General features: G+C 61.4%; 25 protein-coding genes. 16 read left to right on the top strand and 9 right to left on the bottom strand.

The genetic code is table 11. From position 1 onward, the window contains the following. Nucleotides 1–52 precede the first annotated feature (52 nt). Both recN and ligA read left to right on the top strand, forming a co-directional pair. Nucleotides 53–1753 (top strand): DNA repair protein RecN, encoded by a 1701-nt coding sequence (gene recN, locus D1222_RS02450; protein WP_119452646.1) that lies wholly within the window; start codon nt 53–55, stop codon nt 1751–1753. After that, entirely contained in the window at nt 1750–3852 is a 2103-nt protein-coding gene (gene ligA / locus D1222_RS02445) for an NAD-dependent DNA ligase LigA (protein WP_119452645.1), read from the top strand. Before recN ends, ligA begins: the two co-directional genes overlap by 4 nt. A gap of 24 nt (nt 3853–3876) precedes the next feature. Here ligA and D1222_RS02440 read toward each other — a convergent pair whose 3' ends face one another. Together D1222_RS02440 and D1222_RS02435 are read right to left on the bottom strand one after the other, a co-directional pair. Next, entirely contained in the window at nt 3877–5691 is a 1815-nt protein-coding gene (locus D1222_RS02440; protein ID WP_119452644.1) for an aminopeptidase P family protein, read from the bottom strand. A 50-nt stretch (nt 5692–5741) separates the two neighbouring features. Beyond that, nucleotides 5742–6602 carry a 50S ribosomal protein L11 methyltransferase gene (locus D1222_RS02435; protein ID WP_119452643.1) on the bottom strand — a complete coding sequence of 287 codons (861 nt, stop codon included), beginning with the start codon at nt 6600–6602 and terminating at the stop codon, nt 5742–5744. 86 nt (nt 6603–6688) lie between these two features. Between D1222_RS02435 and D1222_RS02430 the strand changes: the two genes are divergently transcribed. After that, nucleotides 6689–7573, top strand: coding sequence for a peptidylprolyl isomerase (locus D1222_RS02430; protein ID WP_233348476.1), 885 nt, complete (start codon nt 6689–6691; stop codon nt 7571–7573). Here the strand turns inward: D1222_RS02430 and D1222_RS02425 are convergent, their stop codons facing one another. Continuing rightward, nucleotides 7574–8104: a hypothetical protein gene (locus tag D1222_RS02425; RefSeq protein WP_119452642.1), complete on the bottom strand. Its 531-nt coding sequence runs from the start codon at nt 8102–8104 to the stop codon at nt 7574–7576. It abuts the gene before it with no gap. A gap of 145 nt (nt 8105–8249) precedes the next feature. Between D1222_RS02425 and dapB the strand changes: the two genes are divergently transcribed. From dapB to D1222_RS02370, 11 genes are all read left to right on the top strand, one after another. Beyond that, a complete protein-coding gene (gene dapB / locus D1222_RS02420; protein WP_182481844.1) occupies nt 8250–9059 on the top strand; it encodes a 4-hydroxy-tetrahydrodipicolinate reductase in 810 nt (269 codons plus the stop codon). A 105-nt stretch (nt 9060–9164) separates the two neighbouring features. Beyond that, nucleotides 9165–10415 carry an acetyl-CoA C-acetyltransferase gene (locus D1222_RS02415; RefSeq protein WP_119452640.1) on the top strand — a complete coding sequence of 417 codons (1251 nt, stop codon included), beginning with the start codon at nt 9165–9167 and terminating at the stop codon, nt 10413–10415. 181 nt (nt 10416–10596) lie between these two features. Then, a complete protein-coding gene (locus tag D1222_RS02410; RefSeq protein WP_119452639.1) occupies nt 10597–12075 on the top strand; it encodes a sigma-54-dependent transcriptional regulator in 1479 nt (492 codons plus the stop codon). 123 nt (nt 12076–12198) lie between these two features. After that, a complete protein-coding gene (locus tag D1222_RS02405; RefSeq protein ID WP_119452638.1) occupies nt 12199–13083 on the top strand; it encodes a methylated-DNA--[protein]-cysteine S-methyltransferase in 885 nt (294 codons plus the stop codon). 52 nt (nt 13084–13135) lie between these two features. Further along, nucleotides 13136–13606, top strand: a complete 471-nt coding sequence (locus D1222_RS02400; protein ID WP_147371801.1) for a hypothetical protein — start codon at nt 13136–13138, stop codon at nt 13604–13606. Further along, a complete protein-coding gene (locus tag D1222_RS02395; protein WP_119452636.1) occupies nt 13603–14073 on the top strand; it encodes a VOC family protein in 471 nt (156 codons plus the stop codon). The genes D1222_RS02400 and D1222_RS02395 overlap by 4 nt, the downstream gene beginning before the upstream one ends. A 221-nt stretch (nt 14074–14294) precedes the next feature. Beyond that, nucleotides 14295–15650: an ABC1 kinase family protein gene (locus D1222_RS02390; RefSeq protein WP_119452635.1), complete on the top strand. Its 1356-nt coding sequence runs from the start codon at nt 14295–14297 to the stop codon at nt 15648–15650. A 9-nt stretch (nt 15651–15659) separates the two neighbouring features. Then, nucleotides 15660–16403, top strand: coding sequence for a CPBP family intramembrane glutamic endopeptidase (locus tag D1222_RS02385; protein WP_119452634.1), 744 nt, complete (start codon nt 15660–15662; stop codon nt 16401–16403). A gap of 42 nt (nt 16404–16445) precedes the next feature. Continuing rightward, on the top strand, nt 16446–16880 hold the full coding sequence (locus tag D1222_RS02380; protein ID WP_119452633.1) for a PaaI family thioesterase: 435 nt from the start codon (nt 16446–16448) through the stop codon (nt 16878–16880). Nucleotides 16881–16894: 14 nt separating this feature from the next. Further along, nucleotides 16895–17884 (top strand): alpha/beta fold hydrolase, encoded by a 990-nt coding sequence (locus D1222_RS02375; RefSeq protein ID WP_233348475.1) that lies wholly within the window; start codon nt 16895–16897, stop codon nt 17882–17884. Nucleotides 17885–17929: 45 nt separating this feature from the next. Beyond that, a complete protein-coding gene (locus D1222_RS02370; RefSeq protein ID WP_119452632.1) occupies nt 17930–18424 on the top strand; it encodes a GNAT family N-acetyltransferase in 495 nt (164 codons plus the stop codon). Here the strand turns inward: D1222_RS02370 and D1222_RS02365 are convergent. Next, entirely contained in the window at nt 18421–18978 is a 558-nt protein-coding gene (locus D1222_RS02365; protein WP_119452631.1) for a DUF421 domain-containing protein, read from the bottom strand. The two genes, D1222_RS02370 and D1222_RS02365, sit on opposite strands and share 4 nt — an antisense overlap. 200 nt (nt 18979–19178) lie before the next feature. Further along, on the bottom strand, nt 19179–20024 hold the full coding sequence (locus D1222_RS02360; protein WP_119452630.1) for a hypothetical protein: 846 nt from the start codon (nt 20022–20024) through the stop codon (nt 19179–19181). A gap of 65 nt (nt 20025–20089) precedes the next feature. Between D1222_RS02360 and D1222_RS02355 the strand changes: the two genes are divergently transcribed. Continuing rightward, entirely contained in the window at nt 20090–20452 is a 363-nt protein-coding gene (locus tag D1222_RS02355) for an ArsR/SmtB family transcription factor (RefSeq protein WP_119452629.1), read from the top strand. 30 nt (nt 20453–20482) lie between these two features. Beyond that, nucleotides 20483–21520: an ACR3 family arsenite efflux transporter gene (arsB, locus tag D1222_RS02350; RefSeq protein WP_119452628.1), complete on the top strand. Its 1038-nt coding sequence runs from the start codon at nt 20483–20485 to the stop codon at nt 21518–21520. A gap of 34 nt (nt 21521–21554) precedes the next feature. On the opposite strand, the gene D1222_RS02345 is transcribed toward arsB, so the two are convergent. The 4 genes from D1222_RS02345 to D1222_RS02330 all read right to left on the bottom strand — a co-directional run bounded on the left by D1222_RS02345 (nt 21555) and on the right by D1222_RS02330 (nt 24961). Next, nucleotides 21555–22580, bottom strand: coding sequence for an energy transducer TonB (locus tag D1222_RS02345; protein ID WP_119452627.1), 1026 nt, complete (start codon nt 22578–22580; stop codon nt 21555–21557). Between the two features lie 135 nt (nt 22581–22715). Continuing rightward, on the bottom strand, nt 22716–23156 hold the full coding sequence (locus D1222_RS02340) for a hypothetical protein (RefSeq protein WP_147371800.1): 441 nt from the start codon (nt 23154–23156) through the stop codon (nt 22716–22718). A gap of 55 nt (nt 23157–23211) precedes the next feature. Then, a complete protein-coding gene (locus tag D1222_RS02335) occupies nt 23212–23799 on the bottom strand; it encodes a hypothetical protein (RefSeq protein WP_119452625.1) in 588 nt (195 codons plus the stop codon). A gap of 4 nt (nt 23800–23803) precedes the next feature. Then, nucleotides 23804–24961 (bottom strand): AAA family ATPase, encoded by a 1158-nt coding sequence (locus D1222_RS02330; RefSeq protein WP_119452624.1) that lies wholly within the window; start codon nt 24959–24961, stop codon nt 23804–23806. Nucleotides 24962–25285: the final 324 nt, after the last annotated feature.

Below are 25285 nucleotides of genomic sequence, written 5' to 3'. Positions count from 1 at the left end.
ACGTAGAGAGAACATGCTTGTTCTCACTTTGTTCTGATGATATTGAGGGCGCATGATCACTGCGCTCTCGATTCGATCCTTCCTGCTCATCGAGCGTCTCGACATTGAGTCGGCCGATGGCTTCACCGCCCTGACCGGGGAAACCGGTGCGGGTAAATCCATCATCCTTGACGCGCTTGGCCTTGTGCTTGGCGGCGCGGCGTCCAAGAAGCTGGTCCGCAAGGGCGCGGATCAGGCGAGCATCCTCGCGGAATTCGCGCTGGAGGCTGATAGCCCCGTCTGGCCAATTCTCTCCGATGCCGGCGTTGAGGCGTCCGCCGACGAGACGCTGACGCTGAAGCGCATCCTCTCTGCCAAGGGCCCTGCACGTGCCTTTGTGAACGACCAGCCGGTCAGCGCGGGCTTGCTGTCCCAGCTCGGGGAACTCCTCGTCGAAATTCACGGCCAGCATTCGGCCTCGACGCTGATGAAGCCAGCCAATCACCGCGCCCTGCTCGACACTTATGCGGGCAATGAGGACCTGATCGAGGCGTGTGCGCAAAGCTGGGATGACTATGAGAGCGCCCGCGATTCGCGAGAGGCCCTTGAGGCAAAGCTCGCTGAAGCTGAAGAAGAGCATGCCTGGCTTGCTGAGACGGTAGAGGCGCTCGACACGCTGGCCCCCGAAAAGGGTGAGTTTGACAGGCTGAGCGCCGAACGCGGCATCCTCATGCAGTCTGAAAAGATCGCAGAATCTGCGACCGAAGCCTTCGAGGCCTTTCAGGCGGGCGATGTTGAGACGGTCCTCGCGCAGGCCAGCCGCTCGGCCGAACGCATCCTGCGTATTGATGGACTTGATACGATGGAGAGCGATCTTTCCAAAGCCGCCCGCGCCGCCGCCGAAGCGCTTGACCGCGCGCTTATAGAGGCAGGCGAAGCGAGCGCCGCGCTGGAAAGCCTCGGTCTTGCCGCTGTGCACGACCCCGACGCACTGGAGCGGGTCGAGCAGCGTATCGTGGCGCTGCGGACAGCCTCGCGCAAATACAGCGTCGATGCCGATGAGCTGCCCGCCTTCTGGGAGGAAACCCGCCAGAAGCTCGAGCTTTGCGATGCGCCCGACGGCTCGCTCAAGAAAGCCCGCTCAGAAGAGCAGGCCGCCGCTGCCCGTTGGCGTACGGCAGCCGATCGCCTGACAAAGGCCCGTAAGGCCGCTGCCAAGCGCCTCGAAACCTCGATTGCAGCGGAACTCAAACCGCTGAAGCTTGAGCGGACCAGGGTGAAGGTTCGCTTCGATGAGATCTCTGATTCTCAGTCCGGCCGCGCTGGCCGTGAGAAGGCCGAGTTCGAGGTTGAAACCAATCCGGGCGCAGGCTTTGGCCCGCTTCGCCAGATTGCGTCCGGCGGCGAACTGGCGCGTTTCTCACTGGCGCTTCAGTGCGTCCTCGCTGAGAGCACGCAAGTGCCTGTCCTCGTCTTCGACGAAGCTGACCAGGGCGTCGGCGGCGCCGTCGCAGCGGCCATTGGTGAGCGTCTCGCCCGCCTTGCTGACAGCCGTCAGGTCTTCGCCATCACGCACAGTCCACAGGTTGCTGCATCGGCGTCCAGCCAGTGGCTGGTGACCAAGCAGGGCGTGAAGGGGAATGGCCTTGGCGAAACCCACCTCACCGGTCTAGATGCCAGCCAGAGACATGAGGAAATTGCCCGCATGCTCTCAGGTAGCAAGGTCACCGAGGAGGCAAGGGCCGCAGCAACGAGGCTCCTTGAAGATGTATGAGTTCGCAGAAACCGGCTGGAGACCTGAGCGAGGCTGAAGCAAAGCGCGAGCTTGCCCGCCTTGCGATCGAGATAAAGCTCGCCGATGCGGCCTATTACAAGGAAGACGATCCGCATCTAAGCGATGCGGAATACGACGCACTTCGCCAGCGAAACAGTGACGTGGAAGCTGCCTTCCCGCACCTGAAACGCAAGGACAGTCCGAGCGACCGGGTCGGTGCCGAAGTCTCCGAAGCCTTCAGCAAGGTCGAGCATGGCGTCCCCATGCTCTCACTCGACAACGCGTTCTCTGATGAGGATGTCGAGGAGTTCGTTGGCCGTATCCGCCGCTTCCTTGGTCTGGATGCCGATGAAGCGCTCACCATCACGGCTGAGCCCAAGATCGACGGACTGTCGTTGAACCTCACCTATCAGGATGGCGAGCTTGTTCGCGCGGCAACGCGGGGTAATGGGCAGGTCGGCGAAGACGTCACCGCCAACGCGCGTACCATTGATGATATTCCCGCAAAGCTGGCTGGTTCAGGTTGGCCTGCGCGCATCGAGATCCGCGGTGAGGTCTACATGGAAGGCGAGGCCTTCAAGGCACTCAACGCCGCCCAGGAAGACGCAGGCAAGAAGGTCTTCGCCAATCCGCGGAATGCCGCCGCAGGTAGCCTCCGCCAGCTCGATGTCGCCATAACCCGGTCGCGCCCGTTGCGCTTCTTTGCCTATGCATGGGGCGAAGCGTCCGAAAAGTTCGCGGACACCCAGACAGACGCCGTCGCAAAGCTGCAGGACTGGGGCTTCATCACCAACGACCTCTTCAAACCGTATCAGGACGTCAAAGGCTTGCTCGGCGCCTATGCAAACATGGCAGAGCGCCGCGCCATGCTCGGCTATGACATTGACGGGGTCGTCTACAAGGTCGACCGGCTGGATTGGCAGGAGAGGCTCGGTTTTGTCTCGCGCTTTCCGCGCTGGGCCATTGCTCACAAATTCCCGGCAGAGCGAGCGGTCACCAAACTCGAAGCCATCGAAATTCAGGTCGGCCGCACTGGGACGCTGACCCCTGTCGCGCGCCTCGCACCTGTCACGGTTGGCGGCGTCGTGGTCTCCAATGCCACCCTGCACAATGAGGATGAGATCGCCCGCCTTGATGTGCGTCCCGGCGACATGGTCGAGATCCAGAGGGCAGGGGACGTCATCCCGCAAGTGCTCGGCGTGGTCGACCCCGGCGAAGACCGGGCCCCGCCTTACAAATTCCCGCAAACCTGTCCCGAATGCGGCTCAGCTGCCGTGCGCGAGATCGACGACAAGGGAGAGGAAGACGTCCGCCGCCGCTGCACGGGCGGCCTCACCTGCCCGGCCCAAGCGGTCGAACGGCTGAAACACTTTGTCTCCCGCAAGGCGCTCGACATTGATGGCCTTGGCGCAAAACAGGTCGAGCTCTTCTATTCGAACGGCGCCGTCAAAGGCCCGCAGGATATTTTCCGTCTCGCCAGGCGGCTTGAGGAGGAGGGCCTGCCGCCGCTTAAAGACTGGGAAGGCTTTGGCGACACATCTGCCCGCAACCTGTTCGACGCGATCGATGCGCGCCGCAAGCCGCCCTTCCAGCGTTTCCTGAATGGCCTCGGCATCCGCCATGTCGGCGAGATAACGTCAGGCCTGCTCGCGCGCCACTATCTGGACTGGGAAAGCTTCTGGCAGGTCGTGGAGAAAGCCGCCGCTGGTGACGCTTCGGCTGAGGCAGACCTTCTCTCCATCGACGGCATCGGTCAGACCGCGATCACCAGCCTCAAGGATTTTGCCGCAGAGAGCCATAATCAGGACATGCTGGCGGGCTTGCTCGCAGAGATCGAGATCGAACCGGCAGAGGCCGCGGCCAGCGACAGCGCCGTGTCCGGCAAGACCATCGTCTTCACCGGCACGCTCGAAAAGATGACACGCGACGAAGCGAAATCGCGGGCGACCGCACTTGGCGCAAAAGTGTCCGGGTCGGTATCCGGCAAGACCGATATTCTCGTCGCCGGGCCGGGCGCGGGCTCGAAACTGAAAAAGGCCGAGGAGCTCGGTGTCCGCGTCATCACAGAGGATGACTGGCTCGAGCTCGCCGGCCTTTAATCAGATCGGATGTTCAGCGGCGCCCTATGACAGGGGCGCGCACTGGGCGTTCAGCCAGTCCAGAACCTCGCCATCGACGAGCGGACCAATCCTCGCCAGCACGTCATTATGATAGCGATTGACCCAGGCTAGCTCTGCCGGGCTCAGCAGCTCAAGATCGATGAGATCCCGTGCCAGCGGCGCCCAGGTAAGGTTCGCAAAGCCAAGCATCTTGCGCTCACCGCCCTCAATGTCGGCAGGCTCGGTCACATATTGAAGGTTTTCGATCCGGATGCCGTACTGGCCTTCGCGGTAGAAGCCCGGCTCATTCGAGACAATCATGCCGGGGCGCAGCGCAACGCTGTTCCAAGGCTTTGCGATCCGCTGCGGGCCTTCATGGACGCCGAGATAGACGCCGACGCCGTGGCCGGTGCCATGGTCATAGTCGAGACCAGCCTGCCAGAGCGGGTGGCGCGCCAGCGCATCGAGATGCGTACCCGTCGTTCCTTCCGGAAAGCGCACATCGGCCAGCGCGATATGGCCCTTCAAAACCAGCGTATAGTGCCGGCGCATGTCCGCTGATGGCTCACCAATCGGAACTGTCCGGGTCACATCGGTCGTGCCATCGAGATACTGGCCGCCGCTATCGACGAGGTAGAGCGAGCCGCGCTCCAGCTTCCGGTTCGACGCCGAAGAGACACGGTAATGGGGCAGGGCGCCGTTCGGGCCGGCGCCTGAAATCGTCTCGAAGGACAGATCGTTGAGGTCGCCCAGCTGCTCGCGGAAGCTTTCGAGCTTCAGCGCGGCGTCGATCTCGGTTGCCTCGCCAGACTGCGCGTCCGTGTCCAGCCAGTGCAGGAAACGCGTCAGCGCGGCGCCGTCGCGGATATGCGCGGCTTCGGTCCCGGCAATTTCCGTCGCATTCTTGCAGGCCTTGGGCAGCAGGACAGGATCTCGCTGGGGCAGGATGTTCGCGCCCGCTTTCTCCAGCTCACCAAAGAACCAGGCAGAGGCAAGCGCCGGGTCGAGGCTGACCGTCTGGCCAGACAGTTCCGCCAGCGCAGGTTCAACCTCTTCCATCGGGCGCAGGCGCACCTTGTTGCCAAGATGCTCACGCAGCTTGTCGCTGGTCTTGCGCGGGTCGAGGAATAGGTCCGCCGTGCCATCGGCTTTCAGGATGGCGCGAGACAACGGCAGCGGCGAGCAGGCGACATCGCCGCCGCGAATATTGAACGCCCATGCCACTGACGCCGGAGAGGTGATGATCGCCGCATCCGCGCCGTCTTCTTTCAGGGCCGCTGCGATCCGCTCGCGCTTGTCATCGGCTTCTTCGCCGGCATGTTTCACGGCGTGCGGCACGACCTGCTCGGTCGGCTCTGCAGGTCGGTCGTCCCAGGCTTCGTCGATCGGATTGGTATCGACCGCTTTCAGCGTGACGCCAGCCTTCTTCGCGCTCTCTTCCAGAACGGCCAGGTCATTCGGCGTCATCAGGCGCGCATCATAGCCGAGCGTTTCGCCCTTGCGCTTCTGGCCTGCGAGCCAGCCAAAAGGGCCCGGATCGGGTAGGCCGCTGATTTCAAGGAAGTCGCGGTCAGTCTGGTCGCGGACCTGCAGCGTGTAGCGCCCGTCAGCAAAGATGACGGCCGTGTCCTGAAACACCATGGCTGCACCGGCGGACCCGGTAAATCCGGTCGCCCAGGTCAGCCTGTCATTGCAGGCTGGCAGATACTCGTTCTGGAACTCATCCTCATGCGGGATGTAGAAGCCATCGAGGCCCTGGGCTTTCATCGCAGCGCGCAGGAGCGGCAGGTTCTTGCGGCCAAGCTGTGGGCCGCCTTTCACGTCGAAATTCTGTCTCATGGACGAAATCTAGTGCGAATGCGTCCCCAGCGGAAGGTGGCGTCTGCGTCCTAGCCCGCCTTGCGGAAAACCAGACTCGACCAGCCATCGCGGCGCACGCGCTTCACCAGAGCGAGGCCGCGATTGCCATAGGCCTTGCGCACCAGTGGTTCCTGCGGCGAGAGCAGGCCCGACAGGATGATGTGGCCGCCCGGCGCAGTCAGGCGCTCAATCTCTGATGCCAGCCCGACGAGCGGACGGAACAGGATGTTCGCGAAGACGAGATCGTATGGCGCATCCTTGCGGATGGTCGTGTTCATGCCGCCGCCGGTCTCGAATGTCTTGAAGGCGTTGGCGACATGGTTCTTGGCCGCGTTTTCATTGGCGACGCGCACACTGTCTGTGTCGATCTCGGTGCCCCAGGCACGCTTTGAGCCGGTCTTGACCGCAGCGATGGCGAGAAGTCCGGACCCGGTCCCGATATCCAGCACTTTTTGCGGGCGCGCGGTGCGCAGCACATGCTCCAGCCCGATCAGGCAGCCCAGCGTCGTGCCATGATGGCCGGTCCCGAAGGCAGGGCCCGCCTCGATGAGGATCGGCGTCTTGCCGGGCGCAGATTTCGCCAGAATATGGCTGCCCGCCACGATGAAGCGGCCAGCTTCCACCGGCGGCAGACCTTCCAGTGACAGGGTCACCCAGTCACGGTCTTCCAGCGCTTCGATGACAACGTTCAGCTGCGGCGAGACCTCTTCTATGATGACCTTGCAGGCGTCGGCTTCTTCGGCCGTCTCGCAATAGGCGTCGAGGCGCCAGGCGTGGCGGCCATCCTCTTTCGCATCAACGGCGCCTGCCGGTGACGGGTCGGTCCAGGCCAGGGCGTCCCAGGCAGGTTCGATGGCCTCACGCGGGCCTTTTGCAGAAATCTGATACATGACGGCCCGCCCATAGCAGAGCGCGCAGGAACGGGGTAGGGTCGCGCTCAGCAGATTTCGGGAAAGGCTGGGCTATGGGACAATCTATGAGACGCGCATTTGCGGGGCTGGCGGTGATCGCCGCAGCCACAATGGGCGCAGCGAGTGCGCAGGACGTTGCGGCCGAACCCGTAGCTGAGACAGCAGAGCCGGGCTGGCGCACCATCGCCCCTGAAAACCTCATGATGATTGAAACCGGCAAGGGCCCCATCGTCATCGAGCTCAACCCGGACTTTGCGCCGCGTCACGCCGAACGTATGCGGGAGCTTGCCGCCTCTGGTGAGTATGAGGGCGAGCACTTCTACCGCGTCATCGAAGGTTTCGTGGCGCAGGGCGGCCTGTTCGACGATATGCAGATCCTGCGCTGGGGCCCGCTCGAGAATGAGAATGACCGCCCTTATGGCGGCGAAGGCTTTGTCCCGCTTGGTAATGATGACCTGTTCGCAGCAGAGGTCGGCCATATTGGCGGCTTCCCTGTCGGGCGGGATGAGGCGCTCGGACAGGAATGGCTGCTCCATTGCCCGGGCGCGGTGGCGCTCGCCCGTAACAATGACCCCAATTCAGGCGGCACCGAAATCTACATCGTCCTTGATGCGCAGCGCTATCTTGACCGCAATCTGACCGTCTTCGGCCGCGTCATCGACGGAATGGAGCATGTGCAGGCCTTCAAGCGCGGTGACCGGGCCATCTCCAACGGTGTGATCCAGGCGCCGGAGCAGGGCGAGGAAATCCTAGGCCTCACCATCGCGGCGGACTTGGCCGAGGACCAGCGCCCCGTCTGGCGCACGATGACCAGCGAAGGCGAGCCATTTGCTGAGCACAAGCGCGCCCTTCGCGTCCGCGACAGCGAGTTCTTCTACAGAAAGCCGCCTGAGGTTCTGGATATCTGCAGCTTCAACACGCCCGCAGAGCGCGTTGCCGCTGCCGACTGATCAGCGGCGATAGCCGTTCCAAGGGTCTTCGCGGTCGAGGCTGAGCTCGGCTGCGTAGCCTGCAGATGGGGCCGGGTACGCCTCGTAATAGGCGTCGCCCTCATAATAGCCGTCATCGTAATACGCATCGCCATAGGCGTAGCCGTCGCTGCTGGCATAGGCGCTACCTGAATAGCTGCCGCCCTGGCTGTAGCCGGTGACTGTGCGGGTCGTGGAATAGGTCCGCGCGCCGGTATGGCTATAGGTGTGGTGGGCATGGTCATGGCCGACATGGCTGGTCGCCGTGCAGATTGGCGGGGCAACCCGCGTATAGGTCTGCACATAGCGGCGCACGACAGGCGCGGTCGTATAGGTCCTCACGACCTGATGGCCACAGCAGCAGCTGGTCACCGCGCAAGGCGAAGTCCCGCTCGTGTGGCTTGTTGTATAGCCATGGCTGGTTGAGGGCGCGGTGTAGATATAACCGTCAGCGGCTGCAGGAAGGGCGAACAGCGCCGCGAGCGCCCCGCCAATGAAGAGTCTGGTGCGCATACGGAATCCTTCCTGCTGCAGCTTCTGTGGGTAAACAGAAGGTTAACACAGAAATGCCGCTCGCAACCCAAAATCGTAAAGCCCCCTAATTTTTGCGTGTGGCGAGGTCTGTTCAGGCGGGGCGGAAAGGCGCTAAGGACGAGGCATGACAGGAACGATGAAACTCGCCATCGCCGGCGTCGCCGGGCGCATGGGTCGCCAGCTCGCCTCTGCTGCTGTTGAGGCAGGTCACACGCTAACAGGCGCCAGCGAAGCGCCGGGCAGTGACGCCCTCGGCGCCCCGCTCTCAAACCTCGTCCACGGCGCACCCGATGCCGTCCAGCCGCAATCTGATGTGGCGAAAGCCGCCAGCGGCGCGGACGTCTGGATCGATTTCACACGTCCCAGCGCCACGCTGGAGGCGCTGAAGCATCTCAAGTCTGCAGGCGTAAAGGCCGTCGTCATCGGAACGACAGGCTTTGACGCAGCGCAGGAGGCAGAGATTGCGGAAGCCGCTGGCGAACTTGCTATCGTAAAGGCGGGCAACTTCTCGCTCGGCGTCAATTTGCTCTGCGCGCTGACAAAGCGAGCCGCCGAAAGCCTTGGCGAGGACTGGGACATCGAGATCCTCGAAACCCATCACCGGCGTAAAGTCGACGCGCCATCCGGCACCGCGCTCATGCTGGGCGATGCCGCCGCTGCGGGCAGGGGCGCTGACCTCAAGGCCCTGCGCCAGGCCCCCTATGATGGCCCGGATGCCGCGCGTGAGGCTGGCAAGATCGGTTTCTCCGTCCGCCGCTCGGGCGGGGTCATCGGTGAGCATGAAGTCACGTTCGGTTCGGAGAAGGAAGTCCTCACGCTGGCCCATTCCGCGCTGAACCGGTCGGTCTTCGCGCACGGGGCTCTCGCTGCGGCGCGCTGGGCCCTCCGCCAGCCTGCAGGCCTTTATGACATGAACGACGTTCTCGGCCTCTAGACTTCCTTTCAGTCTTTGACGCTGGGGCAGAGATTGCCTTCCGTTGACGGAAAGGGGATTAGCTTTCCCCATCCGGTCCAATTCAGCATGTTCGGGAGGAATCTTATGGCTGAAGCATACATCATCGACGCGGTCCGCACGCCGCGCGGCATTGGCAAGGTTGGCAAGGGCTCGCTTGCCCACCTTCACCCACAGCATCTCGGCGCGACCGTCCTCGGCGCGATCCGTGACCGCAACAATCTCGACACGTCCACGATCGACGACATCATCTGGGGCACGAGCTCGCAGCGCGGCGCGCAAGGCGCTGACATGGGCCGCATGGCCGCTCTCGATGCAGGCTTCGACGTCAAGGCATCCGGCGTGACCCTCGACCGCTTCTGCGGCTCGGGCATCACCACCGTCTCGCTCGCAGCAGCACAGATCATGTCCGGCATGGAAGACTGCGTCATCGCAGGCGGCTGTGAGATGATGAGCTACACCGCCTCCACCGCGGACCCGAAGAACCCGCCAATGATGGACGCTGGCAACCTTCACCTTCGTGAAATGCACCCACAGTCCCAGCAGGGCTGCTGTGCTGACGCCATCGCGACCCTCGAAGGCATCGACCGCGAAGCCGTGGACCAGCTGGCTGTCGTCTCGCAAGAGCGCGCCAAGAAGGCGATGGATGAAGGCCGTTTCGACAAGTCCGTCGTGCCTGTCTACAACCGCGATGGCTCGCTGGCGCTCGACAAGGACGAATTCCCGCGTCCGGGCACCACGATGGAGAGCCTGTCTGGCCTCAAGACCGTCTTCAACATGTTCTGGGACATCCCTGTCGACGACAAGGGCACGACCTATGGCAACATGATCGAGAAGAAGTACCCGCAGATCAAAGGCAACGTGCAACACGTCCACCATGCCGGTAACTCCTCGGGTGTGGTCGATGGTGCAGCCGCCATCCTTGTCACCTCGAAAGAGTATGCCGACAAGAACGGCCTGAAGCCGCGCGCCCGCATCGTCGCAACCGCGAATATGGGCGACTGCCCGACCCTGATGCTCAACGCACCGGTCGCGGCTGCGAAGAAGGTCCTCGAAAAAGCCGGCATGACCACCGACGACATCGACGTCTATGAGATCAACGAGGCTTTCTCTGTCGTGGCAGAGAAGTTCATCCGCGACCTCAAGCTCGACCGTGAGAAGGTCAACATCAATGGCGGCGCAATGGCGCTTGGTCACCCGATCGGCGCGACCGGTTCGATCCTGATCGGCACGGCCCTCGATGAGCTTGAGCGCTCCGGCGGCAAGTACGGCCTCGTCACCATGTGTGCCGCTGGCGGTATGGCTCCTGCCATCATCATCGAGCGTCTCGACGCCTAGATCTTCGGGCGAGATCTCGCCTTGAAAAATCGAAGACCCCGCCACGGCTTGTCCGGGCGGGGTTTTTATTTGTTTGAAATTTGAAACATCGACTGAACCATAACCTCACACCTGTGTGCCATATCGGGCCGTAGCAAAATGACCCAACAGAGGTCGAACAGGCTTTCAGGAGTGATGTGACATGGCGAAGACGGTTCTGGTCATTGATGACGATCCAACCCAGCGCAGGCTGATCCAGGCTGCGGTGGAAAAGGCTGGCTTTGCCTGCCGCACCGCCCCGGATGGCGAAACCGGTTTCACGACCGCGACCGAAGCTGGCGCAGACGTCATCCTTCTCGACCTGACCATGCCTGGCCTGTCGGGGATGGAAACGCTGGAACGCCTTGGCGAGCGTATTCCCGACGTACCGGTCATCATGCTGACCGCAACCTCTGGCATCGACACCATCGTGACCGCCATGCGCGCAGGTGCCGTCGACTTCGTCGTCAAACCTGCCAATCCTGAACGTGTCGTCGTCTCGATCCGCAACGCCCTCAAAATGTCCTCACTGACCGGCGAAGTGAAACGCCTGACCCGCAAGTCAGAAGGCGGGATGAGCTTTGACGACATGATCGCCGCCGCCCCAGCCATGCGCCAGGTTGTCCGTCTCGGCCAGCGTGCGGCAAGCTCTGATATTCCGGTCCTGATCCTCGGTGAAAGTGGTGTCGGTAAGGAAGTGATCGCCCGCTGCATCCAGGGCGCGTCCGACCGGGCCGGCAAGCCATTCGTCACCGTCAACTGCGGCGCCATTCCTGAAAACCTCGTCGAGAGCATCCTCTTCGGCCATGAGAAGGGCGCGTTTACGGGCGCGGTCTCCAAATCCCTCGGCAAGTTCGTCGAGGCCGATGGCGGCACGCTTTTCCTCGATGAGATTGGCGAGCTTCCGCTCGACATGCAGGTCAAACTCCTGCGCGCCCTGCAGGAAGGTGAGGTCGACGCCGTCGGTTCGCGCCGTCCGACCAAGGTCGATGTGCGCATCGTCTCGGCGACCAACCGCGACCTTGCCGAGCAGGTAAAAGCGGGCAACTTCCGCGAAGACCTCTATTACCGTCTCAATGTCTTTCCGGTCGATGTCCCGTCGCTGCGAGAGCGCCGTGAGGACATTCCAGCCCTGGTGAGCCACTTCATCTCCCGCTTCAACGCGTCCGAGAACCGCGACGTCGAAACCGCCAGCGAGGAAACGCTGCAGATGCTGTGCGCCTTCGACTGGCCGGGCAATGTCCGCCAGCTCGAAAACGCCGTCTTCCGCGCTGTCATCCTTTGTGAAGGTGACACGCTGCAGCCGCACGACTTCCCGCAGATCTCCGGCGTCATGCCTGAGATGGTAGACCTGCCGCCTGTGCCAAAGCGCGTGCCGCCGGCAAATGACCTGCCAGCCGTCGAAAGCGAACCGCTCGCCGAGATGATGGCCGCGCCGTCGAGCCCCGTCACAATTAAGGACGAGGAAGGCGAGCTTCGCCCGCTGACCGACATCGAACGCGACATCATTGAATACGCGATCGACTTCTATCAGGGCCATATGTCCGAAGTCAGCCGCCGCCTCGGCATCGGCCGCTCGACCCTCTATCGCAAGATTCGCGAATATGAGCTCGACGGCGAAGAGAAACGCAAGGCGGGCTAGCGCCGGGCCGCGAACCCAAATCCGATCAGGGCCTCGCCAATGGCGGGGCCTTTTTCGTTTGGAGTGCGGGCGATGCGCAAGAAACGGGTGGAAGCGGCCCGCCGGTCGCGGCAAACTCTGCCCATGACGAACACTGCTCCTTCGCTTTCCGACCGCTCGGTCGCCTATGGCCGCATGGCCGACGCGCTCTCGCACCTCGGAGACACCTGGCGTGACTGGCCTGACCTCGCTGAGTGCGCGCGGGCTGTTGGTCTCTCGCCGCATCACTTCCAGCGCGAATTTACCCGCTGGGCCGGTATCAGCCCGAAGCAGTATCAGGCCGCCCTTGCTCATGCCGAAGCTGGCGACCTCCTGCGTCAGGGTGCAAGCCTGCTGGATGCGTCTTATGAGACGGGCCTTTCCGGCCCATCCCGCCTGCATGACCTGTTCATTGCGCATGAGGGCCTCACGCCCGGCGAAGCAAAGACAGGCGGGCAGGGCGCGGACCTTGTCATGGGAGAGGCCGAAACGCCTTTCGGGACGGCCATCCTGGTCATTTCGCCGCGTGGCCTTTGCGGGCTTGGCTTTGCCGATGACGGGGCGGATGCGAAATCCGGTTTCGAGCATCCGGGCTATGGCAAGCAGGCGGTGAAAGAGGACTTCGCCAGCCGCTACCCCAATGCCTCCATCAAGGAAGACAATAACGAGGCGGCCCGCTGGGCGACGCGCATCTTCGAAGGCACAGAGCCTGTACCCGTCGCGCTCTATGGCACGCCTTTCCGCCGTCAGATCTGGCGCGCGCTTCTCGATATTCCGCCCGGCGAGACGCGCACCTATGGCGAGGTTGCCGCTGCCGCAGGCCAGCCCAAGGCGGCGCGCGCTGCGGGAACTGCGATCGGGGCGAACACAATATCGTGGCTCATTCCCTGCCATCGCGCCCTTGCGTCAGATGGGCGGTTACATAATTACCATTGGGGTGTGGCGCGAAAGCGCGCCATGCTGACATTTGAGCGCGCACACGCCGCCTGAGGCCTCCGATCAGGTCTCGCGGCAGGCAAGGCGCCCGGCCAATGGAAGAGACATGGGATACCTTACATTTTACGCGATGATGTTCGTCGCTCTCGGGCTGTGGGGAATCTGGATTCTGATGAAGTGGCGTGAGCTGCCGACTTTCTCGAAAGCGGTCTACGACTCCATGCGCGAGAAGAAGCTACTTTCCGACCGTATCTCGCAAGAAGACTTCAAGGAAATCTTCATTCGCACCGAAGCGCCGCTGGCCGCCTCCTATCGCTGGGGCGCAGCACTGGTAAGCCTTCTGGCGCTGCCGCTCCTCATCATGGGGTTCAATAATCTGTGGGACTTCATGTGGCGACTTGGCGGCTCCGTCCCCGGCCCCATGGAACGGGGCTATATGTTCAACGTGTTCATGACTTTCCTGTTCGTCATGGGCGCCGTCGTTCTGTTCCTCTACGCGGTTACCTCTCACTATTACCGCAATGCCCCGCCATCATTGAAATCTGAAATCCGCCGCCTCGAAGGAAATGACGAATGAGTGTTGAATACCTCCACACCATGATCCGGATCAGCGACGTTGACGCGGCGCTGAAATTCTTCTGCGACGGCCTCGGTCTGAAGGAAATCCGCCGGGTCGACAATGAAGGGGGCCGTTTCACGCTCGTCTTCCTTGCTTCGCCAGAAGACATCGCCCGTCACAAGCCGGACCCGAACGAGACGGGTCTTCCACCCGGTCTTCCTATGATCGAATTGACCCACAACTGGGACCCTGAAGAGCTGGAAGGTGGCCGCAATTTCGGCCACCTCGCCTATAAGGTCGACGACATCTACGCCGCCACTGAGCGCTTTCAGGAGATCGGCGTGACGATCAATCGTCCGCCGCGCGATGGCCGCATGTGCTTCGTGCGCTCGCCGGACGGCATCTCGGTCGAGCTCCTGCAAAAGGGCGATCCGCTTCCGCCGAAAGAGCCTTGGGCCACGGCCGAGAATATCGGCACCTGGTAGGCAAAGCGCCGCCAGCGATCCTTCGTCACTCTCGATGAGCCGCAAGGCTCATCTGAGAGTCCATCTCCCGCCATTGCCCGGTGCGCCTTGTTTGAGGTCACTAGCTGGACCCTCAGACCGCGTACCGCGGTCGAGGGTGACGGCTGGGATTGTAGGATGTCCCTTCTCGATAGCCATTGCGCCGCAGTTGCCGCGCCCGAAAGCCCGCTTAAATCGCCGATATGGCAGACGATAAAGACAGAGAGCGAAACAGGTTCAGCGCCCGGTTGAGGCGGACCGCGCAGGTCGGCTCCAACCTCTCTGGCGCAGGTGTCGCCTTTGCCGCGAACCGTTTCTTTGGCGGCGATGAACGCGACGAGCGTGCCGCCCGCGCGCTCGCTTCGGCCCTTGGCAAGACCAAGGGACCGCTGATGAAGGTCGCGCAGATCCTGTCGACCATTCCTGATTTCCTGCCGCAGGAATACGCAGATGAGCTGTCGCAGCTTCAGGCGCAGGCCCCTCCAATGGGCTGGGCATTTGTAAAGCGCCGCATGCGCGCCGAGCTTGGGCCCGACTGGCAGGACAAGTTTGCAAGCTTCGGTCAGGAAGCGGCCCATGCGGCCTCCCTCGGGCAGGTGCACCGCGCAACGCTCCCTGACGGCCGAGAGGTCGCCTGCAAACTGCAATATCCGGACATGGCGAGCGCCGTTGAAAGCGATGTCGGCCAGCTAAAAAGCCTGCTCGGCATGTTTCGCCGCCTCGATGGCTCTATCGACCCTGAAGAGATCGTCGTCGAAATCTCTGATCGCCTGCGCGAAGAGCTTGATTACAAGCGCGAGCGCAAGGCGATGAACCTCTATCGCCACATGCTTGAGGAGAAGGATTTCGTCCACATCCCCCAGCCCGTGGATGAGCTGTCCACCGACCGCCTCCTCACCATGGAGTGGGTGACAGGCGACCCGCTGACTGCCTGGCAGGACGCGCCACAAGAGGTCCGCAACGGCATCGCCAAACGCCTCTACTGGACGTGGTGGCTGCCCATGCTGCGCTACGCCGTCATTCACGGCGACCCGCACCTTGGCAACTATCAGGTCACCGATGGCGGCGAGGGGCTCAACCTGCTCGACTTTGGCTGCATCCGCATCTTCCCGCCGAACTTCGTTGGCGGCGTTGTCGATCTCTACCGTGCCATCCGGGCGGATGATTTCGACGCGACTTATGCCGCCTATGAAAAGTGGGGCTTCAAGAACCTCAATAAGGACTTGGTCGAGATCCTGAACATCTGGGCAAAGTTCATCTATGGCCCGCTTCTGGAAGACCGGGTCCGCAGTGTCGCCGACGGCGTTGCCCCCGGCGAATATGGCCGCAAGCAGGCCTTCGAGGTTCGCAAGCGCCTGAAAGAGGCTGGCCCGGTTACCATCCCGCGTGAGTTTGTCTTCATGGACCGCGCCGCGATCGGGCTTGGTGCGGCCTATATCCGGCTTGGCGCTGAGGTGAACTACCACCGCCTGTTCGAGGAAAGCCTCGAAGGGTTCAGCGAAGACGCGGTCGCAGCCCGCCAGTCCGAAGCGCTTTCCAAGGCAGGCCTTACGGTCTAGTCCGGGCGTATGGAATCTAAGCCCTACAACACGCCCGAAGCGCTGGGCCGTGAGCCATTCACGGCTGCGTTCTGGACGCTTTGCGCGCCCTTCCTGTTTCCAGTTCTCGGCGCCTTCCTGATCGGCCTTGCCTGGCCGGGCTTCAACCAGGTTATCAACGGGACAGACAGAACCACAGAAGCCATCGGCCTCCTCTGGACAGCGCTTGCCGCGATCCATCTCGTCTACTTCGCGATCCTGAGCATCTGGTGTGAACGTAGGGGCGCAGGGGCCTTTGCAGGCTCAATGCGCGCCTCGCAGAACTGGATCGTCGCCTCCATCCTTCTTGGCCCGGTCATCCTGATCGCCCCGAACCTGATCGCGGCCCTCATCGCGGGCGGTGAGCAGGGCTGGGAGTATTCGCGCGATGTCGATACCAGCTTATTCGCACCAGAGAATTGGGGGCTGGCCTATTTGGTATTCACAGTTCTTCTAGCCCCCATCCTTGAAGAAGTGACCTTTCGCGGCGTTGCGCTGGGGGCGCTCGTTGTCCGGGGCATTCCACCGCTCATGGCGATGGCTCTCTCATCGGCTGCTTTCACTTTTATTCACCTGCAATACAGCATCCCGGCGCTGATCGTTGTCTTCGTTGCGGGGATGGGGTTTGCGTGGCTGCGACTGAAGAGCGGGTCCATGCTCGTGCCGATCCTCGCGCACATTGCGGCCAATAGCGTGATCACCTTTCTCGCCAGCCTCGCGCCTCCCGCTGGGTGAGGACTTGTTGGTCCCGGCGGCTTACGGCACACCGCATTCGAAATGACAGACGATCTAGACCGTTCCCAGACATTCGATCTTCCCGAAGGCTACCAGCTCCTGCCATGGCACAGGGGCTTTGGCCGCCAGGTCGGTCCGCTCTTCGAGAAGCGCGGACCAGATGGCATCACCCGCGCCTTCCGGGTCGAGGAGCATCACACCAATGGCATGATGAATGCCCATGGCGGTATGCTGATGACCTTCGCCGACATGGCTTGGGGCGCAGCCGTCGAAAGCGACGAAGATAGCTGGTGGGTCACCATCCGCCTTCTCTGTGACTTCCTGTCCGGCGCCAAGCATGGCGAGTTCGTCGAGGGCAAGGCCCGCATCGTGGCCGAGGAAGCGAACGTCTATACCGTAGAGGGCCGCATCTGGACCGGAGAGCGCACGCTTCTCACCGGCAGCGGCATCTTCAAGGTCATAGAGCGGCGCGGATAGGCAGGAGAAACCTCATGAGTGACGGCAACCTGCCGAACAAGGCGCCAGACGTACATCCCGCGCCCAAGGAAGAAGACATGACGCTCGCCCGCTATGGCGGCGAGAAGCCAGCTGCGCCGGACTGGTTCAACTGGGCCATCGCGCAGGAGGCCCGCGAGGCCAGCGTCGAAGTCGACGGCGCCACGATCGCCTATCGAAGCTGGGGCGACCCGTCCAAGCCCGGCCTGCTGCTCGCCCACGGAAATGGCGCGCATGCCCGCTGGTGGGACTTTATCGCGCCCTTCCTCGCGGCTGATTATCACGTCGTCGCCCCGACCTTCTCAGGCATGGGCGATAGCGACTGGCGCAAGGCTTACAGCTTCCCGCTGTTCAGCCGAGAACAGCACGCCGTCTGCGAACATGCAGGCCTGTTCGATCATGCCGAGAAGCCGATCATCGTGTCGCACAGCTTTGGCGGGATCATCTCGCTTTATACCACGATCAGCGAAGGCGGGGACAGATTTGCCGGCGCGGTCATCGTCGATAGCCATATCGAGCCGCCTGGTGAGGAACGTCCACGTCCGCCGCGCCGCACGCGGGCAAACCGCATCTATGCAAGCTTCAATGAGGCGCTGGCGCGCTTCCGCCTCGCCCCGCCGCAGCCTTGTGAGAACGACTATATCGTCGACTATATCGCCCGTCACAGCATCAAGGAGATGACGGGTGAGGATGGCGAGGAAGGCTATTCCTGGAAGTTCGATCCCTTCATCTTCAACTCGCTGATGGATGAGTGGAATGATGTCGACCTGACCGCGATGGAAACGCGCTGTCCCATCGTATTCATGCGAGGTGGGCTGTCAGACCTCGTGCCGGACCGGGTCGCGAATTATATGAGCTCGCTTCAGGACCCGCCGGTGCCGATGATCACGGTGCCAGAGGCCTATCACCATGTGATGCTCGACCAGCCGCTCGCCTTCGTCTCATCGATCCGCGGGCTGCTTGCTGGCTGGCCAGGGCGCCGCTGATTTGGCGTTTGCAAGCTGTGGCCGCGCGCCCTACACAGCCGCGAAATGATAGAGATCCTCCCTGAGACGCCCGCCCGGCATGCCGAGGCGATTGAAGACCTGTTCGACCGCACCTTCGGGCCTGGCCACTTCGCCAAGACCGCAGAGCGGCTGCGCGAATATTCCTGGACGCTGCCAGAGATAAACCGCGTCGCCGTGGTCGACCGCGACACGGTCGTCGGTGTCTGCCGCGTCTGGCCGCTCAGGGTTGGCGCGCGGCGCGACAAGGCGCTGTTCTACGGACCTGTCGCTGTCTCGCCAGCCTGGCGAGGGTCAGAGCTCGGCCTGCAGCTGACTGAAGCGGCACTGGAGGCTGGGAAGGAAGCGGGCTGGCCCGCAGCCGTGCTTATCGGTGCGCCGGCCTATTTCGGGCGGATCGGTTTTGAAGTGACCCCGCGCGGGCGCCTGACCTTTCCGGGCCCGCAGGACCAGTCCCGCGTCATGGTGCGGGATCTTGCAGGCGATGCCAGCCTGCTCGAAGGGCTCGTCACAGCGATCTAGGAGGTCTGCGCGCGTTCGACCTGCGGGACGACGTCGATCCCATCGACATCTTCGAGCGCGCGGATCTGGTCTTCATTGGAGCCCTTGGCGATAACGGAAAAGGATGCATTCGTCTCGAGGATGACCCACTGAACCTGCTGGGGATCGACGAGGCCTTTCTGGCGGATCGCCGACATGACTTCGCGCTTGGTGACCCGCTCGGCCCGCATGGCTTCCTCACAGAAAACGCCCCTATCAAGCAGCACGACCGGCTTCGCCTTGACCAGTTTTGACAGCCACTTGCTGTGAAGCACTGACTTGGTGAGCACCCATTGCAGGATCAAAAGCATCACGATGGCGGCGACCGCTTCAATGACGGTCACGCCTTTCAGCACAATACCGGAGCCGACCAGAGAGCCGATCGCCACGGTGACGATCCAGTCGAAATTGTTCATTTGCGAGGTTGCCCGCTTCCCCGAGAGCCGGATCGCGAAGATGATTGTCAGATACATGATCGGCGCAGAAATCAGAACGCGGACAAGGTCACTCTGCTGATCAAGAAGGATGGGGTCCATGGGGCTGCTCCGGCTGGCTTCGTCTGCAATTTCAATGTACTGGACGGTCGTGTGTTCCCAGGCGCGTACAATTTGCGCGTGTATATTCAGTGCGTGGCCAGCAAAGGCGGAATGCTCCAGAGGCAGAAGCCATTAGCACCAGGACATGTTCGGCATTATGAACGTGCCAACAGGGAGGAGGAACTATAAAGTTTTCCCTCTCACCTCATTGCGCCGGGGACGGTCCGGTCGCGGCGCACCTTGATTACGTTTCCCGGCCGACGGTGCCCGGAAAGGAGGCGCTCTGTCAGGCGCTGATAATGAAGGATGAAGCGTTCGACCCATTCGGTCTCTGCTTCGGTCAGCGTGCCAGGCGCCTTGCCAAGAGTTTCGGCTTCCTGTTGCAGTCGCCAGTCGAGGACCGTCTCGAAGCCTGGCGCATCGAGATGGATGAAGCTGTCGGCCATGTCCCAGAGGCGGGCATAGAAACCGCCCAGCTGTTCTTCCTGATACTGCCGCCATGCGCCAGACGGGTCTTCGGCCTCGATGCTGTTTAACGGCGCATCCAAAGGGGCGGACGGATCAGGCGCGGCGCCCATGAGCCAGCCTTCGAGAATGACGAGGCTGGGGCGGTCTTCCATCGTGAGCACAGTCGGCTCGGCGCGGTCATCATCCCGCTTGGAGAAGCGGGGCAGGCGGATCTCCTCGCCGGGCTGTGCGGTCTGGAGTGCGGTGAGCGTCTCCATGAGCAGTAGGACGTCATGCGTGCCGGGAGGGCCGCGCGTCGCGAACAGCGGGTGGACCTCAGCGGCGAGCCGCGCGCGCTCGGCCTTTGGCAGATAGAAGTCATCAATGCCGAGACCGATGGCGCGGGGGCCGAGCGCCTCCAGCACAGACCGGAGCGCCGTCGACTTACCGATCCCCTGCGCGCCCGAGATGAAGACGAGGCGCGGCGCGGTCCCGTCAGAGAGCTCTGCCTTGAGGAGCGGCAGGAGGGCGTCGGCAAGCTCGGTCATGACGCGCAGTTTGAGCAAGGCCGGACGGGGATCAAGAGCATTCTTGCGCACGCCACGGCTTCTCGATCTCACCGATCTGGATTGACGCGCTTCAATATTTCAACGATCATGGAAATATGGATATCAAGACTGCATTGCTCGCCTTTTCAGCCCTCTCCCAGGAGGGGCGGCTGGAAGTATTCCGGCTACTGGTGAAGGCAGGGCCGGATGGCCTCGCCGCGGGCCTCATCGCAGAGCGCGCGGGCCGGGCGCCCAATACGCTCTCGGCGCAGCTCAACCTGCTCCAGCAGGCGGGCCTGATCGAGAGCCGGCGCGAGGGGCGCTCCATTATCTACTCGGCCTGTTTCGATAAGGTCAGCGACCTCATCGTTTACCTGATGGAGGATTGCTGCGCCGGTGAGCCATGCGTTGCGAGCAGTGTTCAGGCGGCGGCAGAGCGCGCGCTCTGCTGTGCGCCGTCTTCCTCAGTGACTTCATAATACGCCAGCCGAGAAAGACGGGGAAACTCCATGGGTACTTTCGAGAGATATCTGTCGGTCTGGGTTGCGCTGGCCATTGTGGTCGGCATCGGTCTTGGCCAGTTGCTGCCTGGTGTGTTCGGCGCGCTGGCGGGATTTGAATACGCCAATGTGAACTTCGCGGTCGCCATCCTGATCTGGGCCATGGTCTGGCCGATGATGATCGGGGTGGACTTCTCTTCGCTCGCCCGGGTGGGGGAGAAGCCGAAGGGGCTTCTCATCACGCTGGTCGTGAACTGGCTGATCAAGCCTTTCACCATGGCAGCTCTGGGCGTTCTCTTCTTCCGCTTTGTGTTCGCGGGCTTCATCCCGGAGGCAGATGCCGAAGGATATATCGCGGGGCTGATCCTGCTCGGCGCGGCGCCCTGTACGGCGATGGTCTTCATCTGGTCACAGCTGACGCGGGGCGACCCGAACTACACCCTCGTCCAGGTCAGCGTGAATGACGCGATCATGGTCGTCGCCTTCGCGCCCATTGTGGCGCTGCTGCTCGGGATGACCGACATCATCGTGCCGTGGGAGACGCTGCTGCTGTCTGTCGGGCTATATGTCGTCGTACCGCTGGTGGCGGGGATCGCGGTGCGCCAGATGTTGAAGACGCGGGGCGGGGAGGCTGCCATCAATGGCGTCATTGAGCGGGTGAAGCCCGCTTCCGTGCTCGGCTTGCTTCTGACTGTCGTCCTCCTCTTCGGGTTCCAGGGCGAGGTGATCCTCTCCCAGCCGCTGGTCATTGCGCTCATCGCCGTGCCGATCCTGATCCAGTCCTATGGCATGTTCGCGGTCGCTTATGGCGCGGCCTATGCGCTGAAAGTCCCGCACAACGTCGCCGCGCCCTGCGCGCTGATCGGGACGTCGAACTTCTTTGAGCTGGCGGTTGCGGTGGCGATCTCTCTGTTTGGGCTCAACTCCGGCGCAGCGCTCGCGACCGTTGTGGGTGTGCTGGTGGAGGTGCCGGTGATGCTGTCTCTGGTGGCGTTCGCGAACCGGACGCGGGGGGCTTTTGTAGAGGGGGCGCAGGCCGACAACTGAGTGAAACGATTGTCCTTATCCGGCGGCGACCTCGTTATTCAGTTCTGTATTCCAACGGATACATGACCCCGAATTGTTCATAGACTGCGCCGTCGATGACCAGCGGCTCGAACCGCACGTCCTCAATCGCTTTCTCCGATGCTCGCCTGAAAGCGTCGTCAGTACACTCAGCTTCGATGTTGTAGGGGCGGCCCTCAGTGTCGACATCCATGAAGACATTGCATTCGCCCTCTTCACCGCGATTGGCTGGTCCGTTCGGGTAGGAAGGGACGGGGTGTCTGGTTGGTCTGGTTTCATGAAGGACCCCGGCGTTTCGCATGATCAGGGTTTCAAGAAGGTCGTCTCCGGCGAGCGGGTGAGGCGCGGGCATGCGTAGCGCCGTGAAAGTCGTACCAGCTTTTTCCCTCACCAATCGTTCGACCTCTGCATCTCCCAGTTCCTGGGCGAGCGCGATCGCCAGATGAAATGGATTGCGGTCGCGTCGTTTTGCAGCGGTGTTCAGCACTGGCAGGAGTGTGTTGAGCGCTTCGTCATACTGCCCCTGATCAGCCAGCGACGTCGCGTGGATGTTCGCAAGCCTTGTTTTCAGACCGTCGGGCGCAGCTGGAAGCTCCCGTGCGGCAAGGGCGGCAAGCGCGGAAAAATCGCGGCTGACTTCGAAGGCGTGGATGAGCGAATACATGTTCGAGACCTTGTCGCTACCATCGTCATAGGTCGTCGATTGAACGATAACCCCCAATGCGTGCGCTTTGACGGAGGGGGTCTTCGACTTCGCCCCTATAAAGAGAGAAGCGCCATAGAAGGCGTTTCGATCCGAGCAGTCATACCTGTCCTTGGCGTACTCCTCTTCGATTTTCTGAAGAATTTTGAGAACATCCTGATTGGCGCGCAGGGCGCGGCCTGCATCCTTGTACCAGCCCTCGATCTTTCTCGTTGCGTGTTTGCTTGCTTCGGTGCTGTCGCAGGCTTCCGGCTTCATGATCTGCGCGGTTGCCGGTGCGCTCAAAACGAAGGTGGCAGTAGCTGACAGGGCGAGAAGCCGGACAGAATTTAGAGGCATTGAATGACGAACTCACTGGTAGGTTTCCGACGTGTCGATCAACCTAAGAGGGTTGGACCACCAAGTCGAGTGAGCGGTCCTCTTTCTCCCACCCAGCACCAGCGCCCGCAGGCTCCGTTGGGTGGAGTGCGGGTGTCAGACTTTGTTGCACGAGATCCCGGCCTTCGCCGGGAGGAGCGAATATTGGTGGATCGGGGGTGCGCGGGCGGTGGTTTTGGTGGGGTGTGGCCGGGGTGTGCGGGCGGTGTGCCCCTGGTGCAGCGGCGGTGCAGGCGCGGTGCATAGGGTGAGCGCGGTCCAGGCAGGCTCAAGCTGCAAGGCGGGGTGTGTCCAGGGGGCGGGAGTGTGAGGGGCGGGCAGCGCGGCGCGCTGGGCCTGCTCGGCCTCTGTCAGTTCCCATGCCGAGACCCAGATGACGCCATCCTCGCGCACATGCCAGTTGAGCCAGCTGCGGCCGTCCGCCCTCGCTTCGTCAAAAGTGGCGCTCAGCCGGCCCAGATAATGAAACAGCGTCCGCCAGTGCCGCACCGGCACCCGCATCAGGCAGCTCCATATGATCGCCCAGCTCAGCTCCATGCGGCAGCGTTATAGACGGGCGCGCGGGGAGGGGGATGGAACTCGCGGCCCGGAGCTACAGAAAAGCTTCGAGCGCGCGGCAAGCTCTATCCAAGCTTTCACTTTTGCCGCGAGCCTCGTTTATGTCCCAGTGATCTTGGATAAATTCCGTCAGACGTGAATTGTATGCGGGGCCTATGGCAGACGAATGGTTAGCTGCAGGGAGCATGTCGTCGCGAACTCCTCGGTCGCGGCTCTTCCGAGCCACGCCGAGTAAAACCTCTTTCGTATCAGGTACGCTGTCGTCTAGATCAGGCACAACGTTGGGCGATACCGACAAAAAGTTCGCGAGATTCGTTCTATCGCAAATGAGCCAAGTCTCAACTTCGTGAATAGCAAATCTGAGGCACAAATTCGGTGGAACCGGGTCGCCGAACCATTGGTGGATTTGCTGTATGGGGCAGAGTTGGCCTAATTTATCGCCATCCAAGAACACAACAAACTTAATGCCGTTGAGCGAACGTTTGATGCTGGGTAGCGACTTTGCGAAGTAATTGTAACCTTTATTGCCCATCGTTGAACCAACGAAGACATTCGGTGCGATAGACGCAATTATCCGTCGAGCGGCCTGTTCTAGTAAGATATCTTCGGAAAAAAGAACCATTTACTTAGTCGGAAACTGTGGAGAATAGCTCGATCTGTCTCGGTATCGTCTTAGGCAGCACTGCTTCTCCTACCGAAAAGCCAGCTTTTACCAGACTATATGGCTCGTCTAAGTCCGATAGATTTACGGCTTGAGTCGATTCGCCGGAGGTATCGAGGAGCACAACTTCCTCAGGCGCAATTCCTTTGTCCGAAAGCAGGTCCACGCTATGCGTGCTCAGTATAACCTGACGACGTCTTTGGCGTTGCATCCTATAGATCAAAGGCGCCATTTGCTGAACGATGCCTGAGTTGAGAGACAGTTCTGGTTCTTCGAGGAGCAGTAGAGATTCATCTTCTAGAAGAGCCCACAATAACCCAATCAGCCTTAGCGTGCCGTCCGAAAATTGATCCTCTTGTTGCCATCCCGCGTTCGGGCGCCAATGTTCGTACAATGCAGCTAGATGAGGTCGCCCAGTAGCTTCATCACGTTCGAACTTAAGTTCGCGAAGGTTGGGAACCGCAATCTTCAGAGCAGCTTCAATTCTCTTCAGTCTGCTCTTTTGCGATCGCTCAGGAGTTTTCGCAACTCGCTCAAGAAACCCTTGGCCAAACGGATCAGTCTCGATGATACGCCCACTTATGGCGTCGGCGTACCTTAGTAGTTGCGGCACCAGATGCAGATAAGTAATCGCCCCGAAAAAGCGCGATATTTCTCGAAACTTAACGTTGTCGTTCACCTGCTCAAGATGGGTTTGGATCAGCCGCTCGGGATCAGCGTCATCGTCAGCATTTGGCCGTTTTAAAATTCGCTCATCGTTCTTGTAGACTTCCTCGCGTTCTACAATTGGTCGCCGAAAACCGCGAGGTTCTTGAGTTATAGATAGCCTATATCGCCAGCTATCCTCTGAATCCGAAGATGCCTTGAGAGTGATATCGATCTCTATGTACGGCCGCTGCCTTGCCGAGAGGCAGCGAACTTTCGAAAATCCGCCGCGGAGCTGAAGCGCACTTTGTAGCCCGCCCCCCTGAGATGAACATATGTCCCGCAGAAATCGAAAAACATCGAGTAGATTGGATTTTCCTGCAGCGTTTGCCCCTAGCACGAATGTTCGTTGAGAGAGGCTGATTTCAGAGGAACGAAAATTCCTCCAATTTCTCAATTTTAAGCTGGACACTATCATTCTCTTCAGATGCTTCATTTGCCCTAAATTGGCAAGCGACTGGAGAATTGCTGAGCTGGACTGGGTCCCGGATAAAGCCTGTCGGCTTTTCCGGGATGACGGGGTTGAGTTTTGTGGTGATTTGTTTCCGGCGGTGAACTCCCTTCTCCCGGATGCGGGAGTGGTTCGTCTTCGCTCACCATGAGGGGGCCGGGGATGAGGGCTCTGAAGTTCGAGGCGGTTTAGGCGTTTCACCAAGCTTAGACGTTGCTGCCCTCACCCCTGACCCCTCTCCCGAAAACCGGGAGAGGGGGAGGAAGTGCGGCTTCTGCAGCGTGCTTGGCT

Source organism: Henriciella algicola (genome assembly GCF_003576245.1).
GTDB lineage: Bacteria > Pseudomonadota > Alphaproteobacteria > Caulobacterales > Hyphomonadaceae > Henriciella > Henriciella algicola.
This window is presented reverse-complemented; position numbering and strand designations above follow the sequence as displayed.